The 18,358-nt window shown below is 55.9% G+C and carries 11 protein-coding genes; 2 read left to right on the top strand and 9 right to left on the bottom strand.

Annotated elements, in window-relative coordinates:
* Positions 1-44: 44 nt before the first annotated feature.
* Positions 45-2,087 carry an ATP-dependent DNA helicase RecG gene (gene recG / locus E0L13_RS02710; protein ID WP_168060103.1) on the bottom strand — a complete coding sequence of 681 codons (2,043 nt, stop codon included), beginning with the start codon at positions 2,085-2,087 and terminating at the stop codon, positions 45-47.
* Between the two features lie 135 nt (positions 2,088-2,222).
* On the opposite strand from recG, the gene rpmB reads away from it, so the two are divergent.
* The gene (gene rpmB / locus E0L13_RS02715; protein ID WP_087477868.1) at positions 2,223-2,414 is read left to right on the top strand and encodes a 50S ribosomal protein L28; all 192 of its coding nucleotides are present in this window, start codon (positions 2,223-2,225) and stop codon (positions 2,412-2,414) included.
* A 59-nt stretch (positions 2,415-2,473) separates the two neighbouring features.
* On the opposite strand, the gene E0L13_RS02720 is transcribed toward rpmB, so the two are convergent.
* The 6 genes from E0L13_RS02720 to ppsA form a co-directional block, all read right to left on the bottom strand.
* Entirely contained in the window at positions 2,474-3,559 is a 1,086-nt protein-coding gene (locus E0L13_RS02720; protein ID WP_168060105.1) for an NAD(P)H-dependent oxidoreductase, read from the bottom strand.
* Positions 3,560-3,573: 14 nt separating this feature from the next.
* Positions 3,574-4,560: a lactate dehydrogenase gene (locus E0L13_RS02725; RefSeq protein WP_168060107.1), complete on the bottom strand. Its 987-nt coding sequence runs from the start codon at positions 4,558-4,560 to the stop codon at positions 3,574-3,576.
* A gap of 1 nt (position 4,561) precedes the next feature.
* Entirely contained in the window at positions 4,562-9,439 is a 4,878-nt protein-coding gene (locus E0L13_RS02730) for a phosphohydrolase (RefSeq protein WP_168060109.1), read from the bottom strand.
* A 66-nt stretch (positions 9,440-9,505) separates the two neighbouring features.
* Positions 9,506-10,327: a pyruvate, water dikinase regulatory protein gene (locus E0L13_RS02735; RefSeq protein ID WP_168060111.1), complete on the bottom strand. Its 822-nt coding sequence runs from the start codon at positions 10,325-10,327 to the stop codon at positions 9,506-9,508.
* Between the two features lies 1 nt (position 10,328).
* On the bottom strand, positions 10,329-10,970 hold the full coding sequence (locus tag E0L13_RS02740; RefSeq protein WP_168060113.1) for a helix-turn-helix transcriptional regulator: 642 nt from the start codon (positions 10,968-10,970) through the stop codon (positions 10,329-10,331).
* A gap of 125 nt (positions 10,971-11,095) precedes the next feature.
* Positions 11,096-13,495, bottom strand: coding sequence for a phosphoenolpyruvate synthase (gene ppsA / locus E0L13_RS02745; RefSeq protein WP_168060115.1), 2,400 nt, complete (start codon positions 13,493-13,495; stop codon positions 11,096-11,098).
* A 345-nt stretch (positions 13,496-13,840) separates the two neighbouring features.
* On the opposite strand from ppsA, the gene E0L13_RS02750 reads away from it, so the two are divergent.
* Positions 13,841-15,904, top strand: coding sequence for a penicillin-binding protein 1A (locus E0L13_RS02750; RefSeq protein WP_168060117.1), 2,064 nt, complete (start codon positions 13,841-13,843; stop codon positions 15,902-15,904).
* A 197-nt stretch (positions 15,905-16,101) separates the two neighbouring features.
* Here the strand turns inward: E0L13_RS02750 and pyk are convergent, their stop codons facing one another.
* Entirely contained in the window at positions 16,102-17,850 is a 1,749-nt protein-coding gene (gene pyk / locus E0L13_RS02755; RefSeq protein ID WP_168060119.1) for a pyruvate kinase, read from the bottom strand.
* Between the two features lie 28 nt (positions 17,851-17,878).
* Entirely contained in the window at positions 17,879-18,271 is a 393-nt protein-coding gene (gene mgsA, locus E0L13_RS02760; RefSeq protein WP_240924640.1) for a methylglyoxal synthase, read from the bottom strand.
* Positions 18,272-18,358: the final 87 nt, after the last annotated feature.

Here is an 18,358-nt window from a genome sequence, read left to right on the forward strand (position 1 = left end):
ATAGCCGATAAGATGTCATCTGTACATATTTTCATGACATTTTCTTAGTTATTTAGCAAACCTTGAAAACGCGTCCCGAACCGCCGCTCCAGAGCCGCATAAATCTTCTCTTCGTCGACGGGGCCCTTCAAATAGTCTGCCGCCTTGTCCCTGGCAGCCGTCAGCAGCGAAATATCGCGGACAATATCAGCGGCCTTCAAATCGGGCAGCCCGTGCTGGGCATACCCGAACAGCCGTCCTGCGCCGCGCAGGAGCAAGTCCTTTTCCGCCAGCTCGAAGCCGTCGTGTATTTTCTCCATCCACTGCAGGCGCTGCCGTGTCTCTTCGCTTCCGCCCTTAGACAGCAGGATGCAGTACGCCTGCTGGCTGCCGCGGCCGACGCGGCCCCGCAGCTGATGGAGCTGGGCCAGGCCGAACCGCTCGGCCCCGTCGATCAGCATGACCGTCGCATTGGGCACATTGACGCCGACCTCAATGACGCTCGTCGCGACGAGCAGGGATATACGGCCGTCCTGAAAGGCTTCCATGACGGCGGCCTTTTCCTTGCCGGTCATGCGGCCGTGGACGAGGCCGCACGGCCTGTTTTTAAAGACCGTCGCGCGCAGCTCTTCATACAAAGCCGTCGCCGCCTGCAAATCTACCGTTTCCGACTCTTCTACAAGGGGGCACACTACGTAGCACTGCTGCCCCTTGGCCATGAGCTTTTCCATAAAAGCGTATACGCGGCGGCGCATGGCCTCGCCGACGGCGTAGGTTTTGACAACCTTGCGCCCTGGAGGCATTTCCCGTATGGACGATACGTCCAAGTCGCCGTATACAGACAGGGCCAGCGTCCGCGGAATCGGCGTCGCCGTCATAAACAGCGCGTGGGGAGCCCGGCCCTTCCCCTGCAGGGCGGCCCGCTGACGCACGCCGAAGCGATGCTGCTCGTCCGTCACGACGAGGCCTAAGTCACAAAACGCGACGTCCTTCTGAATCAGCGCGTGCGTGCCGATAAGAATCTGGACGCTTCCCTGGCGCAGGTCTTCCAGCAGGGTCTCCCTCTCCTTGGCCGTCGTACGGCCGGTCAGCACGGCGACGCGCACGGGAAGGCCGCGAAACAGCTTGAGAAATTCCTCGTAATGCTGAATTGCCAAGATTTCCGTCGGTGCCATCAAAGCACCTTGATATCCGTTTTCGACGATTTTCGTCAGGGCCATGGCCGCCACGACGGTTTTCCCCGAACCCACGTCGCCCTGTACCAGCCGCTGCATAGGTACTTCGCTTTCCATATCGGCCTGTATGTCTAAAAAAGCCTGCGTCTGCCCCTTGGTCAAGGAAAAGGGAAGCTGGGCTAAAAACTGCTTCAGCAGGCTGCCGTTCGGCCCGCATTTAATTCCCCGCTGTTTCCCTTCCTGACGGCGGCGCAGCAGAAGGCCCAGCTGCATGTCGAAGAGCTCCTCGAAGGCCAGCTGCTCCCGCGCCTTGCGGCGCATTTCCATAGACGGCGGAAAATGCATGGCCTCATACGCCTGCAGCTCCGGCATAAAGCCGCCGCAGACACTTCTGCCGCCGTCCCATCCCGGCAGCAGCGAGGGACAGCGCGCCGCTTCCTCCAACGCTTCCCGCACGGCCCTGCGCACGTCGTTCTGCCGCAGGCCGTCCGTCAGGCCGTACACGGGAACGAAGCCCTGTTCCTGCGACAGGCCGCCCTGCTCCGTTTCGGGAGAATTCATCTGCCGCTTTCCGTAAGCCCATTCGATCTTGCCAAAGGCCGCCACGTCCATGCCGACATGAAACAATTTTTTTTTAAAGGGCTGGTTGAACCAGGTCAGCTCGACGGCGCCGCTGTCGTCGGCGATAAGCACCTTCAATATAGTCATGCCCCGCCGTGGCCGCAGCTCCTGCACGCCCCGGACTGTGCCGCAGACCAGCACGGGCTCCGATGACGGCGCCGGTGCGCTGCCAATAGGCCATATGCGGCTGCGGTCCTCGTACTCCCTCGGAAAATACTGCAGCAAATCGCTGATCGTCTGAATTCCCAGCCGGGCAAACAGCGCTTCTTTCCGCGCGCCGATGCCCTTCAGCTGACGAAGTGTCCCATCCATAAAAAAACTCCTTGTCTTTTTCTCATATTTATTGTATCATATTTTGTAGACTTTTTATAAATAAAACTTGATTTACCTTATGTTTTATGATAGGATTTATATGTTGTACTGTGATGGTGCAGGGAGGTGTAACCAATGGCAAACTATTGCGAAATTTGCGGCAAAGGAATGATGACCGGCATGAACGTCAGCCATTCCCATTTGAAAACAAAAAGAACCTGGAAACCGAACATCCAGAGAGTACGTGCTATCGTAGACGGCGAAGTAAAACGTATCAACGTCTGCACTCGCTGCCTTCGTTCCGGCAAAGTACAGCGCAATGCTTAATTTCATATAAAAAAAGATGATTCCCTATCGAATCATCTTTTTTTATTGCCATTTTTCAGTTATACGCCGGCAATGCGCCTGGCCATGGCAGCCGCCCGTTCTTCCACGCCGGGACACTGCAGAATGCTGTTCGGGTCGTTTGCCGTTTCGATCTGGGCAAAGCGCGGCGGCAGGGCGAAATTCTTATTGCAGTTCATCGCGTCGATGACCTGCTCGGCTACGATGTCGCCGCCGCTGTATCCGGAAACGACGAGAGCATAGACCCTCTTTTGTGAAAAGGATGCGAAGTCCTTGCGGAACAAGGCCGTAAGGCGGTTGAAGAAAGCCGTAATATTGGCGCTTACGGCGTCGTTGTAATTGGGGCAAATCAGGACGACGGCGTCGCCGGCGCGAATGGCCGGATAGACCCGTTCGACGATGACGCCGCCGTAAAAGCATTCGCCCTTTTCACCGAAATGGCGGCACGCCTCGTAGCTGCAGCCCCGGCAGTCGACGACGGCTCCGTTGCGCAGGGAAATTTCTTCTACGTCTACGTCTGCAGGCAGCTTCTTCCGTATCATTTCCCACAGCAGCAGCGTATTCGACGTCTTGCGGCTGCTGGCGTGGAGCACGACGACGCGGCGCGCCGAACGGCGTCCCCGAGAAAGCTCTGCGGCAAAGGCCGTCGTCTTGCCTACCAGACAGGCCGCGCTTTCTTTATAGGCCTGCAGGTTCGTCGCGTCCAGCAGCATGGCCTGCGTATTAAAATTATACAGAGAGCCCGTCGCTTCGACGAGGGGCTTCCCCGGAAAGGCACAGCCAGCCTGATTTGCCATGAAAATCAGCTCGCGGCCTATTTTTTTTGTAAATAATTCGCCCGGCCCGTCGACGAGGACCGCGCCGGCCCAGCCGTCCAGACAGTCGGCCTGAAGGGCCAATGCCGAAATCAGCTGCGCGTATTCGCAGCTGAAGCCGCCGGCAGGCAGGGCCACGGCAAACAGCACGGCCCGTCCCGCCGGCAGGGCGGCAGCGGAACGGCAGGCCTCGGCAAAAGCCGCGCCATCGACGGCACGGTATTCCAATCCATGCAAAGCATAGGTCAGCACGCTTTCTAACCGGCTCGTATCGGCGCATTCGCGCCAGCCGATCTTCACGACTGTCAACATGCTTCATTCCCCCTTTACACCAGGCGGCACAGATTGATATACGCCGTTTTCAGCCGCTCATACAGGGCGTCGCAGACGGCGGCGTCTTCATATACGACGCCGTCCCGGGTCATCTGATTCCGGATGCCGAAAAACGCGCCGGCCTTTTCGTCGCCCAAATACACGGAGCCGTAATGCCACTGCTCCCGCAGCGTCAGGAGGATCGATAAGGCCGCCGACGACAAGGCTGGAGCAATGTACGGCTTATAGCCCAATTCGCGGACGGCCATGTTGGCTCCGATGACCAGGTCGGTCAGGGCACGGGAACGCTCGTCGTCGTAGTCTGTCAGGCTGTCGGCCAGCACTAAGTCCCCGCCGTGAGGCCCGAAGGCCCGCCCTTCGGTCAGATAGGCGCGGAACTCTTCGCGGCGTTCCGCATAATAGCAGGCCCGGGCGTTCATGACGCCTAAGCCGTAGCCCTGCACCTGCGCCGGCCTGAGTCCCGACGCCAGCCAAAAGGCCTTGCACAACGGGTCCACCGGGTCGGACACGATGCAGGCCAGGCCGGCAAATTTCGCCGCCTTGGCCAGTTCGGCAAAATGGCGCACCAATTCCGTATTCGCCGCCAGCTGGGCCATGCGCACGTCTCCCTGGGCGCCGACAGGCGGCACGCCCTTGCTGGCACAGAAGATGAATACGTCGCAGTCGAACAGCGCTTCTTCCCCGACGGCGTACACAGGAGGCAGCGACGGCATGCCGCTTCCTTCCCAATCGGCGAAGGGATAGCGAATCTGATTGATTTCCATTTCCAGCCGCCGGATATTGCTTTCATTAATATCGCAGATGCCGATGGATTCGACGACGCCGGCTCCCAGAAGGCGCAGGCCGATGAGCATGGTCATGCCCACGTCTCCCAAGGCTAAAATATGAACTCTATACGTTTGTTTCCCCAAGGGGCTGCCCGTCAGCGGCAAGGGCGACGTCACCGCCGCCTCGCCAGGCAATTCATGAATATACCGCACCTTATCGTCCTTCCCTTCCAGCGGCGCTCCGCATCAAATCTTCTTCCATAGAGCCTTCCTTCCACTGCATGCGCAGGAGCCGCTCAATATCATTTTCAATGAACCGGGTCGGGTCCATGTTTTCATCGAATTTTACGCCGACGTCGATGTCGGGAATCCGGGGATACGTAAAGACCTCGCCGAGGCGCTTCAGCGTCAGGCGGCGTTCGTACGTTTCCTGATAGACGTCCTGCAATACCCGCATGATGTGGGCGGCGTTCTGCAGGCACGTCATAGAATACCAGTAATGGGCCAGGAACACGCCGCGGCTGACGAATTCAGGATTGACGTAGGGCAAGATCAGGTTGATAGCCGGGTTGCTGTCGTAGCCGCTGTAGTTGTGGGCGTTGTCGATGCTGTCGCCGCCGATATAGGGATAGCAGTCCTTTTCGTTGAGCCAGACTTCCAGCGTCGGCAGGAAATAGGCACTTTCGGCCTTCATGTTCTTTTCGACCATCATGTCCATGGCCTGCCCGGTCATGACGCCGACGAGAACCTCCTTGACTTCGATGTCGCACTTGTCCAGGTACGGCGTGAGCATCCGCATGCGGTGGCCCTTGTGCAGCAAGTCGTCGATGAGGATGACCGGCCTGTCAAAGGACTTGATCGTCCGGACCTGATTTTCCACAGGCGAATAATGATGTGATTCAGCCAGGGTAAATTCCTTGACGTACCTGTCGAAGTACTTGCCGATGTGCAGGCTCTTCGTCACCGTATTCGGCACCAGGACGTTGCTCAGGGCCTTGCCGAAGGGCACGGACATATAAGGGCCGCGCCGCTTTTTCTTGTCCTCGACAGTAGAGACGCCGTTGATTTCGGCGACCTTGTTGATGATCTTGTTGTGGAAGGAGCTCATGTTGAAGGACAGGAGCAGCTTGCCCGGGTAAATCAGCTTGAGCACGGCCAGCAGGTTGTTATGGGCTTCATGCAGGGCTTCGCGGACGAGAGGATTCTTGTTGAAGGGGTTCTTGATAACCGTTTCGACGTCCTTAAATAAGACGATAGGCGATTTCATATCTACGACGTACAGTGGATGCTCGCTGCCTTCCGGCGCGATGTTGACGAAGCCCTGCAGCTCGAGGGCGTCGATGATTTCGGCGTCGTAGCCCGCTTCGTCTACAGGCCGGTACACGGCGTAGGCGAAGTCGCGGGAAATGAGCTCCGTCAGGATCTCCGTAATGGTAATCTGGGCCACGTTGTCAATGGTCGACGTATCGTCGGCGTAGAAGAAGCCGATGCAGGCGATGCTGCCGCCGGCGGCGTTGCGGATATGCGAGGCCAGCTGGGAATCGCCGATTTCCTTCAGCAAATCCCGCGTGCCGATGCGGTGAGCCGCGGCGTAGGCGATCATCGTCCGTTCCTGCCGGGCGTCGTCAACGTACAGGGTCCGCACGGCTTCCCGCTCGATGTACTTGTCGAGAATATCCATGTTGTACCCTTTATTCCACAGCTTATTGCAGATAGGCCACAGGCTTTCGGCGCCGCGGGGCTTAAAGGCGCCGATGCCCAGCTCCCGCGCTTCCAGGACGTGCTTGTAGGCCGGCTCGCGCAGGTACATATTGTTGTCGTAAATAAAATTCTGGGCTACGGCGTCGATGAGGTTGGATATATCTCGGTTCAGGTCGATGTTTTCGCGGATCTTCGTCGAGCTGATATCTTCGTAGAATTTGTCGAGGGTCAAATACACGACCTTTCCCGTAATGCCGTGGCCGCCGTCGTCGTGGTCCCGCCCTTCATTTTCCCTCGTCTCGCGGGCGAAGGCGATATGGTTTACCGTATGGATGGAATCCTTCGTCGGCGCGGCCTTGTAAGCCGAAGCGTTTTCGATGACGTCGGTCCCAACGGCGATGTACAGGTCCTTCTTGGCAAAAATCGCCTTCAGCCGGGCAACGTCCTTCGGATTGGCAATGTTGACGGGAATATCGTCGGGGAAGGGATACATGTCCTCTTCATCGGCGACGGACATATTCATGATCTTGCGCCGCATGAGGCGGGGCTGGGTATGCTTGGACCAGGAAAATTCATCGAGGGCCAGATATACGTCGAAGCCCAGGTCGCGAATCTTGCAGGCCACGGCCTTATGCCCCAGGCTGAAGGGGTCGAAGGTCCCCGGGTAGAAGCAGGCCTTGCGGGCCGGCGGGAAGGAAAAGGCGCCGTTCTGGAACTCATGATGGCCGATATAGCGATAAATATGATTCAGGACAGCGGCGTTGCTGTAAAAATCCAGAACGCCTTCGGGATTTTCGTCGAGCAGGACCAAGAGCTTTTTGTAGCAGTGCAGGAATAAAAAGTCCTTCTGCTCCATGGCCATGACTGGGCTGTGGAAAATAAACTTCCCGATATCGCGGAAGGCGTCGCGGCTCAGCTCGTCGTCGTAGTGGGCGTAAGCCTTGATCATGATGTACAGCAGGCGGCGCTGACGCCGTTCGTTGACGTCCCCATCGTCGCCGAACTCCTCGGCAAATTCGGAGAAGTTTTCCAAAATGACGCCGACGGTGTTGACGATAGACGACGCCAGCTGGATGTTGACCGTCAAAATCTGCGATGAAATCGTATTGATAAATTCGTCAAATTCCTGCGGCGGCAGCTTCAGAATCATGCGGCCCAGGAATTCCGGCACGTACTTCGATATCTGGGGGTCGCCGATTTCCAGGCCGTTGAACAATTCGACGGCCAGCTCATTGCGCTGCGAGTACGTCATGTTGGCGGCGATGCGCAGCAGGCTTTCCCCTGCCGCCTGGCGGACAAAGATAGACTCGCTGATTTTCAGAAGGTTCGTCAGATGCATGCCCAGATGCATGACGTCGCCCTTGTCGCACGTATCGTCCATATACCGCATCATCAGCTCTATATTGGCGACCTTGATGCCCCAGTGGGTCCCCATCTTCAAGTCGATGAGGAACAGGCTGCCTTCATGCTCGGAAAAGGCCTTTTTATCGGCGGGCAAATTCATCACCGACAGGAGGTCGCCGTAATATTGTTCCTCCGTATATCCGTCATAAAGGCAGCGCTTCGTGTTCAGGGCGGCGACGCGCAGGTTTTGGGAGGAAGACTGCAGGGCCGTTTCTATAAAGGGGCGGACTGCCGTCATAAATTCCTCAGGAATGTCGCTGCGCTTCATGTCGTCCAGGACCTTCAGGAGCATGATATACCGCTCTTCCGGATAATTGCGGCGCTCGAAATACTTGGCCATCACGCGGATGTAATCGCCGCGGTCCTTTGCCGGGCAGAAATGCAGTACGGCTTCGACAAAGCTGCTCAGGCAATAGCCGATCCACAGCTTGTGCTGCTCCGTAAACCGCATTTCCGGATAGATAATCATATCCAGATACTGATCAAACAGGGACAGGCTCGTGACGACCTTATGGGGAAGGGACACGCCCTCAGGCAGCTCCTTTGTGTATTTTTCGTTGAAATTAGCGACAATGCGCCCCATGAGGGCCGCCGACTGGAAGCGGATATCCCCTTCTTTATGAGACAGCAGCTCGTACAGGAATTTCAGCGTCATGACCTTTTGATGCTCCGTCATGTACGTCGAGTATTCTTCGAAGATGCCGATATACGTGCGGACGTTCTTCCACAGCTGCTCGCTGCGGGCCGCTTCGATGAGGTTGCCGAAGTCGCTGTCGTCGCGGAAAATACTCATAAGGCGGATGTTGTGGGCAATAGCCGCGTACTTCAGCTGTTCGACGACTTCTCCCTCCGCCAGGAGCACCATTTCCCGCGGCTCTGGAACGTCGGGCTGGACGTGGTCCCGCGAAAGGTCGGCCGGCAGCTCGACGACGCCCTTTTCCCGCATGAACGACTCGAAATCGGCCAGCTTGGCGTATACCTTCTGGTACCGGTGGCGCTTCGCCTCGTCTACGTTGTCCAATTTTCCTAAAATGACGTCGAAGGCTTCCTTCAGAGTATAGAAATGAACGACTTCCCTGCCCTGGGCGTCGCGGCTGCTCTTGACCCGGAAATCGGCGTAGATGAGCAGCAGCGATTCGACGGAAAGATTTTCCAGCTCCAAATCCCAGACGGAATGGTTAGCCGCAATGTGTCCGATACCGGACAGGCCGACGCGGCGGCAGCAGGCGTCGGTATAGTAATAATGCAGGTAGGGCACGCGCTTTTCTTCGTTTTTCTTGCAGCCGTATTTCCCCAGGTCATGGCACAGGGCCGCGCCGGAAATGAGGGCCAGGTCGACGGGCTCGCCGAGGAAGGCCAGCTGACGCGCCGCATGCAGGGCGACGTAATGGACGCCGGCAATATGGCCCAGCGTGTTGAAAGGGGAAATTTCCGAGCCGATGCGCATGAATTCATAGATATACTGATCTTCCAGCATCTTGATCATGTGCAGGTATTCCCGCGTATAGCCCTGCTTCATAATTTCTTCATCGTCGAGAAAATCGAAATCGACGGTCGGGTCAAAGGGCAGCACGGCCCGTTCGTACTGATACAATCCGTGCAGCAGCTGCATGAGCACGAGGCGCCCCAGGCGGAATTCGCCGTCTCCGCTGTGCGCTACGGGCTTGCCGTCCCAGCCTTCCCACTGAGCCGCCGTAATCGGAAAGAGCCTCTCTAAGACGGCGCAGTAGCAATGGGCCAGCCAGCCGCCTTCCGGCTCGTCGGACAAACAGGATATGTACCGCCGCGCCGCCTCCAGCACTTTGGCGGAAGCATACCGTCCCCGGCTGTCACGGCACCCTTCCAATTCACCGGCCAGCTTCATGATGCCGTTGGCCTTCATAAACGCCGGGCCGTCGCCGGGCTTCATGCCGGCAGCCTTTAAAAAGGCCGAATCAGACAAGGCCTTGTACAAAAAGGTCTTCAGGTCTAACTTTTTTTCTTCCATAACCTTCTCCTTGCTTGCAGATACGAAAAAAGACGCCGAAAATGGCGTCCTTTTTTTCATGCCATTTTACTCGTGATACAACTCTTTATTGCGTTTGACGATTTCCATGACAAGATTTGCTGTTTCTTCAATTGCTTTCGACGACACGTCGATAATCGGGCAATGAAGACGGCGCATGACGTTGCGGGCATACGTCAGTTCTTCATTGATCCGCTCGATGTTGGCGTAGCTGGCGTTCGAATCGAGGCCCATGCTGCGCAGCCGTTCCGAACGGATAAAATTCAATTTAAAGGGATCGATAATGAGGCCGACGATTTTACGGGCCGGCACCTGGAATAATTCCGGAGGCAAGGCTACTTCCGGCACCAAGGGCAGGTTGGCAGCCTTGATCCGCTTATGAGCCAAATACATAGATAAGGGCGTCTTAGACGTGCGGGATACGCCGACGATGACGATATCAGCCTTTAAGAAGCCCATCGGATTTTTGCCGTCGTCAAATTTGACGGCGAATTCAATCGCTTCGACGCGCTTGAAGTATTCTTCGTCGAGCTGATGAATCATGCCCGGCTTCATCGTCGGTTCCGTATGGGTCAGCGTGCCTACGCCGGCCAGCATCGGGCCGATGATGTCGACGAGGGTAACGTTCTGCGCGTTAGACGCCTCCTGCAGCTTGCGCCGCAGCGTCGGGGATATAATAGTACAGCAGATCATCGCGCTGTGTTCTTTCGCCTTTTGTACGATTTCTTCGACCTGCTGTTCCGTACGAATATAGGGCATGCGCACGATATCAAATTCCTGTTTGTCGTACTGGCAGGCCGCCGCCCGGGCTACGCGTTCCGCCGTATCTCCCAGCGAGTCCGAGCAGGCGTAAATGATCGGTTTTGCCACCTTACGTTCTCCTTCCTAATCCACATTCAACAAATAACCGCGTAATGTTTGTTTTCGATATTCTTCCGACAATCTGTAAATCCTTCTTATCTTCCTCATCCGTATCGAGAACATGAACTACCGGCAGACAATCAATTTCATATTCTATCATGCGCTGCGCCGCGGCCAGCGCCTTTTCATCAGCCTGCACGTAAATGACCTTGCTGACCGGCGTCATGACCATACGCACCGGCAGAGCTCTCAAATCGTTGTTGCCCATAGCCGTCTTCAACAAATCCTTTCGGGATACGACACCGGCCAGAATATTATCCGTCGCGACAAATACCGTTCCCGCATCTTCCGTAAACATAGCGATGACCGCGTCGTAGGCGCTGGTGTGCTCGCCGACGATAACCGGCTGCGATAAGCACGACTCAATGCTGATATCCATGATCTTTTGAGACAGCAAGTCCTTTTCCTTATCGCCGATAAAGAAATACCCCAGCTTCGGCCGCGCGTCTATCAGTCCCAGCATCGTCAATATCGCCAGGTCAGAGCGCAGCGCCGCCCGCGTCACGTGCAGCTGGTCGGCAATATGCTGTCCCGTAATCGGACTATTCTCCTTGACGATATTCAAAATCGTTCCCTGCCGTTCCGATAACATATTGTGGTTTCACCTCCTGATAATCGCTTATTATCATACCATATTTTACTCCAAGATGCACAAGAAAAAGGCGGACCAAAAGAAATAATTTACTCTTTTGGCGCCGCCTTTCTCATATCATCGACTTACCATGTATAATCTTCTGTATCTGCGCGGCCTTTTCCGGTCAGGGAATCCATCAGCATACGCTGTTCGATCTGCGCGACGTTTTTGCGCGTCGATACAACGGCGTCGGGATTGACGGAAATAGAATCAATGCCGCTCTTAACGAGAAATTCCGTAAAATCAGGATATACGCTCGGCGCCTGGCCGCAGATGGAAACGGTCTTTCCATCCCGGTGAGCTACTTCGATCAAGTGGCGAATAGCCCGCTTAACGGCTAAGTTGCGTTCGTCAAACAGAGGAGCTACCGTTTCGTTATCGCGGTCGCAGCCCATGACGAGCATCGTCAGGTCGTTGGAACCGATGGAATACCCGTCGACAAACTTATTGAACTGATCCGCCAGGATGATGTTGGAAGGAATTTCAGCCATCAGCCATACTTTGAAGTCCGGTCCGCGGTGGAGTCCTTCTTCAGCCATGAGGCCGACGATCTTTTCCATTTCGTCGACGCGGCGGCAGAAGGGAACCATGACGTTCAGGTTCTTGAAGCCGTATTCTTCGCGGACCTTGCGGACGGCCTGCAGTTCCAGGCGGAAGGCTGCGACGTATTTCGGGTCGTAGTAGCGGGATGCGCCGCGCCAGCCTAAGAGAGCGCTGCTTTCCTGCGGTTCATACTTATCGCCGCCCTTGAGGTTGCGGTATTCGCTGGATTTGAAATCGCTGAGGCGAAGCGTTACCGGGCGCGGAGCCAATGCCTGGCAAACCTTGCGCATGCCGTCGGCCAGCTGGTCGACGACGCGTTCGGGATGGCCGATTTCGATGAGATACAAGGGATGTTCGTGAATGAACGTCGTCCAGATGAATTCTTCGCGCATGAGGCCGATGCCGTCACAGGGCAGCTTGCCGTGTTTTTCCGCCAAGTCGGGGTTGCCCAGGTTCATGTAAATCTTCGTGCCCGTAATGGGGACCGGTTCGGACATGACGACCGTCGTCTGGCCGCCGGCCTGGGCTGCTTCTTCCTTCGGTTTTACGATATCGGCGACGGTGCCTTCGTATACGATGCCGTTCGTCGCATCTACGGTAATATCCGCGCCGTCGGGAATCGTCGTCGTCGCTTCAACGCTGCGGCTCTTCGTGCCGACGATGCAGGGGATACCCAGCTCGCGGCTGACGATCGACGCGTGGCAGGTCATGCCGCCGGCGTCGGTGACGATGGCTCTGGCCTTCTTCATCGCCGGTACCCAGTCGGGGGCAGTCATCGTCGTAACGAGGATTTCCCCTTCCTTGAATTCTTCAATCTTCGACGGATCGAGGATGACGTGGGCTTTGCCGGCGGCGCTGCCCGGGCTGGCCGGCAGGCCCTTGACGATGACCTTGCGGTCCGTCGTCACGGCTGCAGGAGCCGCTTCGGCCTGTCCCTTTTCCTGATTTTTCTTGGACCATACCGTTTCGGGGCGGGCCTGGAGGAGCCATACCTTGTTATCCCGTTCGTCGACGCCCCATTCCATATCCATGTAGCAGCCGTAATGCTGTTCGATAGCCTTAGCGTACGTCGCCAGTTCTTTTACCTGTTCGTCCGTAATGACCTGCATCTTCTGTTCTTCTTCCGGCACGAGCTGTTCTTCGCAGTCGCCGCCGGGCTTGCGGACGAGCTTCACGGGCTTCGTATTGATCATCTTGTCCAGAATCGTCAAATCGTCCTTCTTGACGCGGAAGTTATCCGGCGTAACCGTACCCTGTACGACGTATTCGCCCAGGCCCCAGGCGCCTTCGATCGTAATCGTCGAATCGTCGCCCGTCACGAGGTCGACCGTAAACATAACGCCGGCAGCCTTGGAGAATACCATCATCTGGACGGCGGCGCTCAAGGCGACGGACAGATGGTCGAAGCCTTTCTTCGTCCGATAGTACGTAGCGCGGTCGGTAAACGTAGAGGCATAGCATTCCTTGACCTTCTGGATTACCATATCGGCGCCCTGGACGTTCAGATACGTATCCTGCTGTCCGGCAAAGCTGGCGTCGGGAAGGTCTTCTGCCGTAGCGCTGGAACGGACGGCGACAAAGGGATTGTCTTCGCCGACTTTTTTGCCCAGTTCTGCATAGCTGGCCCGAATCGCTTCGGCCAGGTCAGCCGGCATATCGGCAGCGCAAATTGCTTCGCGGACAGCTGCCGTGACGCTGCGGAGCTGAATGGGGTCTTCTACATCGGTCAGGCCCTGGAGAAGTTCTTTAATCTTTTCATCCAAGCCCGTTTCGCGCATAAAATGACGGTACCCTTCGGCCGTCGTAGCGAAGCCGTAAGGTACGGGTACGCTCGTCTGCGACGTCAGTTCGCCCAGCGAAGAAGATTTCCCGCCTACGAGAGCGACGTCCTCGCGGCGCAGTTCATCAAACCATAATACAAAAGCCTTATCTCTATCCATTCCCTCTTACCTCCTAGAACAAGCAGATATGCTATTTATTTGTTTCCTTTACATTTATGGTACTTTATTTGTTAGAAAAAGTCAACACATTTTCAGTATCTATTGTACATTTCTTTTATATATTATATACTATTTGTGCGGTATTGCTTATGTAACTATCTAAAAATAGTATAATGCCCCTTCCGGCAATGATTTTCGCCCCTTTCTGGCTTTTCCCGCCGCGAAAGTCCCTTCCGCATATAGGATAATGTATATAAATATGCTATAATAAGAAATTAGCAAAGATTCATTTCTGCTTATTGAAAGTTATATATTATATTTATGTTTTATAATATAGGAGGATCTATGTATACGCCTAGACGGAGAGCTAAACATGCTAAAAAATCATCAGGACCTATGCACCGTCTGCGACTCCTGATTATCTTATGCGTCGTCGTAATCGCCGGCCTGACCTTCGGCTACATTTTCGCCGCCTATCAAAGCCTGCCTACGGTAGGCAACAACATGCGGCCTGCCGTGTCGTCGCAGGTCTTCGATATTCACGGCCGCCTCGTGACGACCCTGCATTCCGACCAAAACCGCCTGCCTATCGACATCAACAAGGTGCCCCAGCATTTGCAGAACGCCTTTATCGCCGCGGAAGACAACCGCTTCTACGACCATATCGGCATCGACCCCATCGGCATCGGCCGGGCCATCGTGACGAACATTACCAGCGGCGGCATCGCCCAGGGCGGCAGCACCATTACGCAACAGCTGGCGAAAAACGCCTTCCTGTCGCAGGAACAGACGCTGAAGCGTAAAATCCAGGAAGCCATGCTGGCCCTGGAAATCGAACGGAAATACAGTAAAAAAGAAATTCTGGAAATGTACATGAACCAGATTTATTTCGGCCAGGGCGCGTACGGCATCCAGACGGCAGCCCGCACGTACTTCGACAAGGACGTCGACCAACTGAACCTCAAGCAGTGCGCTATGCTGGCCGGTCTGCCCAAGAGCCCTAATTACTACTCGCCCTTCAATAATCTGGAAGAAGCGAAAAAACGCACGAACACCGTCTTAGACCAAATGGTGAAATACGGCTATATTTCTCAGGACGAATGTACGGAAGCGAAAAACGCCGACTTAGCATTGACGCAGATGAAGCAGACCGACGACAACGCCGATACGGCTTCCTTCGTCGACTATGTGTCGCAGCTCGTAGCCTCCAAATACGGCGACGACGCCCTGTACAAGGAAGGCCTGAAGATTTACACCACCATGGACTTGGAAAAACAGCGCGCCGCAGCGGAAGCCCTGCGCCAGCTGCCGGACAACTATAAGGACGAAAACGGCTTGACCCAGCCGCAGGGAGCCCTCGTCTCCATCGACCCGAGAAACGGCCACATCCTGGCTATGGTCGGCGGCCGCGGCCAGGACAGCTTCAACCGCGCCACCATGGCCGTCCGCCAGCCCGGTTCGGCTTTCAAGCCCTTCGTATACATGACGGCCCTGCAGCACGACATGTCGCCGTACTCGACAATGGAAGACAAGGCCATCTCGTACGGCTCGTGGAGCCCGCAGAACTCCGATATGACCTTCCGCGGCAAGATATCCCTGGCCGACGCCCTGGCCCTTTCGGTCAACACCGTCGCCGTCCAGCTGGCTGACGAAGTCGGTCCCTCCAATATCATCGCCAACGTCAAGAAGATGGGCATTACGACGATGGAAAAGGACGACGACAACCTGGCCATGGCCTTAGGCGGCCTGACCCGCGGCGTAACGCCGTTGGAAATGGCCAGCGCCTACGGCACCTTCGCCAATAGAGGCGTCCACGTCAAACCCGTCGCCATCGTCAAGATCCTGGACCGCAACGGCAACGTCCTGGAAAACGAATCCACCCTGAATCAGGATAAAAACAAGACCCAGGTCATGTCGGAAAAAGAAGCCTATGAAATGACCTATATGCTCGAAGGCGTCATCGATCACGGCACCGGCACAGGCGCCGCCATCGGCCGGCCCGCAGCCGGCAAGACCGGCACGACGGACAACAACGTCGACGCCTGGTTCGTCGGCTATACGCCGACCATTGTCACGGCCGTCTGGATCGGCGACGACTCGGGATCGCACAGCCTGGGCGAAGTATACGGCGGTACGATTCCGGCAGCTATCTGGCGCGATTACATGACCGTCGCCACGCAGGACGAATCGTACGAAGGCTTCGCCATCCCGGCCGGCATGGAACCGATTGCGCCGCCGCCGAAAGAAGAACCTAAACCCAAAGCGGATGACAAAAAAGACGCAGCTAAGGACAAGGGGAAGAAATCGCGCGAACCGGCAGCGCAAAACGACGAATCTTCTGATACCGGCGAACGAGCCGCCGAAGAACGGGCCGTCCAGCAGGCCGCGCGCAACAACAAGGAAGAATAACATACTGGCATGCAATGCCGAGGCTGCAAGCCCGTCCCTTCAGCAGATCTGCTCTGCCGAAGGGACGGGCTTATTTTATTTCACACACTATATACGACAAAAACGCCATAGGGCTTGGCCGAAACCAATGCCGCTATGGCGTTTATAATATACCTATGATATTGTCTACGCTATGTCTCTGAAAGGCGAAGAGGAGATTACCGCGCGTTGGCTTCGCCGCGGAAAATCGTGCCGCGGCTGGCATCTACCGTGACGACTTCGCCGTTTTCCAGCGCATCGGCAGCATGGGGAGCTCCGACGATCGTCGGGATGCCGAGGGTAATGGCAACGATGGCCGATTCGCTCGTAAGGCCGACTTCTTCCGATACGATAGCGCCGGCTTTCTTCATGTATTCTACCCATTCTGCTTTAGCCGAACGGACGACGAGGATGCAGCCCGGCGTAAAGTTCTTTTCCAGCGATTCCGTATCGTTGGCGATGCAGACCTTGCCGATAGCCGAATTGCGGCCGATGCCCGTGCCGCGGATGAGGATATCGCCTACGACCTGTACGCGAATCATATTCGTCGAGCCGGACTTGGCAACGGGAACGCCGGCCGTGAGGACGACGAGGTCGCCGGCCTTGATGAGGCCGCTGTCGAGAGCGGCAAAGATGCCGTTGTCGACGACTTCATCCGTATCGCTGGCTTCCTTGCCGACGATAGCCTGGACGCCCCAGTTCAGCTGGAGGCGGCGGACGACGCTTTCATGAGGGGATACGGCGACGACGGGACATTCCGGACGGAATTTGGAAATCGTCTGGGCTGTGCTGCCTCGTTCCGTCGACGCGATAATAGCTGCGGCGTGGAGGTCTTCAGCAATTTTTACGACGGCCTTGCCGATGGATTCCGTCGTCGTAGACGACGAAGCGTGTTCGTCCTGGTGGGACGGCGGCGTGAACTGGCTTTCCGTAAACATAGCTACGCGGGCCATCGTTTCTACGGCTTCGACAGGATACATGCCGCTGGCCGTTTCGCCGCTGAGCATAACGGCGTCCGTGCCGTCGAGAATGGCGTTGGCGACGTCGCTCGTTTCCGCACGGGTCGGGCGGGGATTGCTGCACATGGATTCCAGCATCTGCGTCGCCGTAATGACCGGCTTGCCTGCGGCCTGACATTTGTGAATGAGCATCTTCTGCAGCGTCGGTACTTCTTCTGCCGGCACTTCGACGCCCAAATCGCCGCGGGCAACCATGATGCCGTCGCTCATCTTAATGATTTCATCAATATTGTTGACGGCAGCCTGACATTCGATCTTGGAAATAATCTTCATCTGGCTGTTGTGCTTTTCCAAAATCTTGCGAATCGTCACGACGTCCTTACCGCGCTGAATAAAGGAAGCGGCAATCCAGTCCATATTCATGCGGATGCCGAATTCAATGTCTGCAGCGTCCGTTTCCGAAACGGCCGGCAGGTTGATGGCGATGCCCGGCACAGCGACGCGCTTGCGGTCGCTCATCTTGCCGCTGTTGAGGATTTTCGTATGGATATCCTGGTCTTCGACGCTGATGACTTCCAAGTTTACCAGTCCGTCGGACAAGAGGATATGGTCGCCGGCCTTTACGTCCTGGGGCAGTTCTTTATAATTTACGGAAACGATCGTTTCGTCGCCTTCGACGTCGCGGGCCGTCAAGGTAAATTCCTTGCCTTCTTCCATTTGGATGGAGCCGTTTTTAAACTTGCCGAGGCGGATTTCCGGGCCCTTCGTATCGAGAAGCAGGGCTACGGGAATGCCTACCTTTTTAGAAGCGGCGCGGACCATGTCCATGCGCGCCTTGTGTTCTTCGTGAGAACCGTGGGAAAAATTAAAGCGGGCAACGTTCATGCCAGCCAGAATCATCTGTTCGACGACTTCCTGGGAATTCGAGCTCGGGCCGAGCGTGCAGACAATTTTCGTTTTTTTCAACATGCGTAATCTCCTTTATACAATACCAACTCTATGACTGAAACAAATCTAATGATGTATCTAACGAAGTCAATAAAATACGGGCGCTGGTCACATTCGTCGCCAGCGGAATGCAGTGCACGTCGCACAGGCGAAGGAAGGCCGATACGTCCGGCTCGTGAGGCTGCGCCGTCAGCGGGTCCCGCAGGAACACGACAGCGACGACTTCGCCCGACGCGATCATGCCGCCGATCTGCTGGTCTCCTCCCAGCGGTCCGGGCTGCATTTTTCGGACGGATAATCCCGTCGCGTCTTCAATACGCTTCCCCGTTTCCCCTGTTCCAACCAAAGGGAACTTCTGCAATACGTGCTTAAACTGACAGGCCAATTCTACCATGTCCTGCTTCTTTGCATCATGGGCAATGAGCGCAACATATTTTTCCAATGTTTTACCCCCCTTTTTCTGTATCCGTAGCAATACTGTTCCAACTGGTACGTTTTTTGTCCCATGTGGGCAATATATACAGTGCTC

The organism is Megasphaera sp. SW808 (assembly GCF_012027795.1).
GTDB classification, from domain to species: domain Bacteria; phylum Bacillota; class Negativicutes; order Veillonellales; family Megasphaeraceae; genus Megasphaera; species Megasphaera stantonii.

Excerpts from the sequence above, each read along its gene's own strand:
- recG (WP_168060103.1), bottom strand. The coding sequence starts at position 2,087 with ATGGATGGGACACTTCGTCAGCTGAAGGGCATCGGCGCGCGGAAAGAA.
- rpmB (WP_087477868.1), top strand. The coding sequence starts at position 2,223 with ATGGCAAACTATTGCGAAATTTGCGGCAAAGGAATGATGACCGGCATG.
- E0L13_RS02720 (WP_168060105.1), bottom strand. The coding sequence starts at position 3,559 with ATGTTGACAGTCGTGAAGATCGGCTGGCGCGAATGCGCCGATACGAGC.
- E0L13_RS02730 (WP_168060109.1), bottom strand. The coding sequence starts at position 9,439 with ATGGAAGAAAAAAAGTTAGACCTGAAGACCTTTTTGTACAAGGCCTTG.
- E0L13_RS02740 (WP_168060113.1), bottom strand. The coding sequence starts at position 10,970 with ATGTTATCGGAACGGCAGGGAACGATTTTGAATATCGTCAAGGAGAAT.
- ppsA (WP_168060115.1), bottom strand. The coding sequence starts at position 13,495 with ATGGATAGAGATAAGGCTTTTGTATTATGGTTTGATGAACTGCGCCGC.
- E0L13_RS02750 (WP_168060117.1), top strand. The coding sequence starts at position 13,841 with ATGTATACGCCTAGACGGAGAGCTAAACATGCTAAAAAATCATCAGGA.
- pyk (WP_168060119.1), bottom strand. The coding sequence starts at position 17,850 with ATGTTGAAAAAAACGAAAATTGTCTGCACGCTCGGCCCGAGCTCGAAT.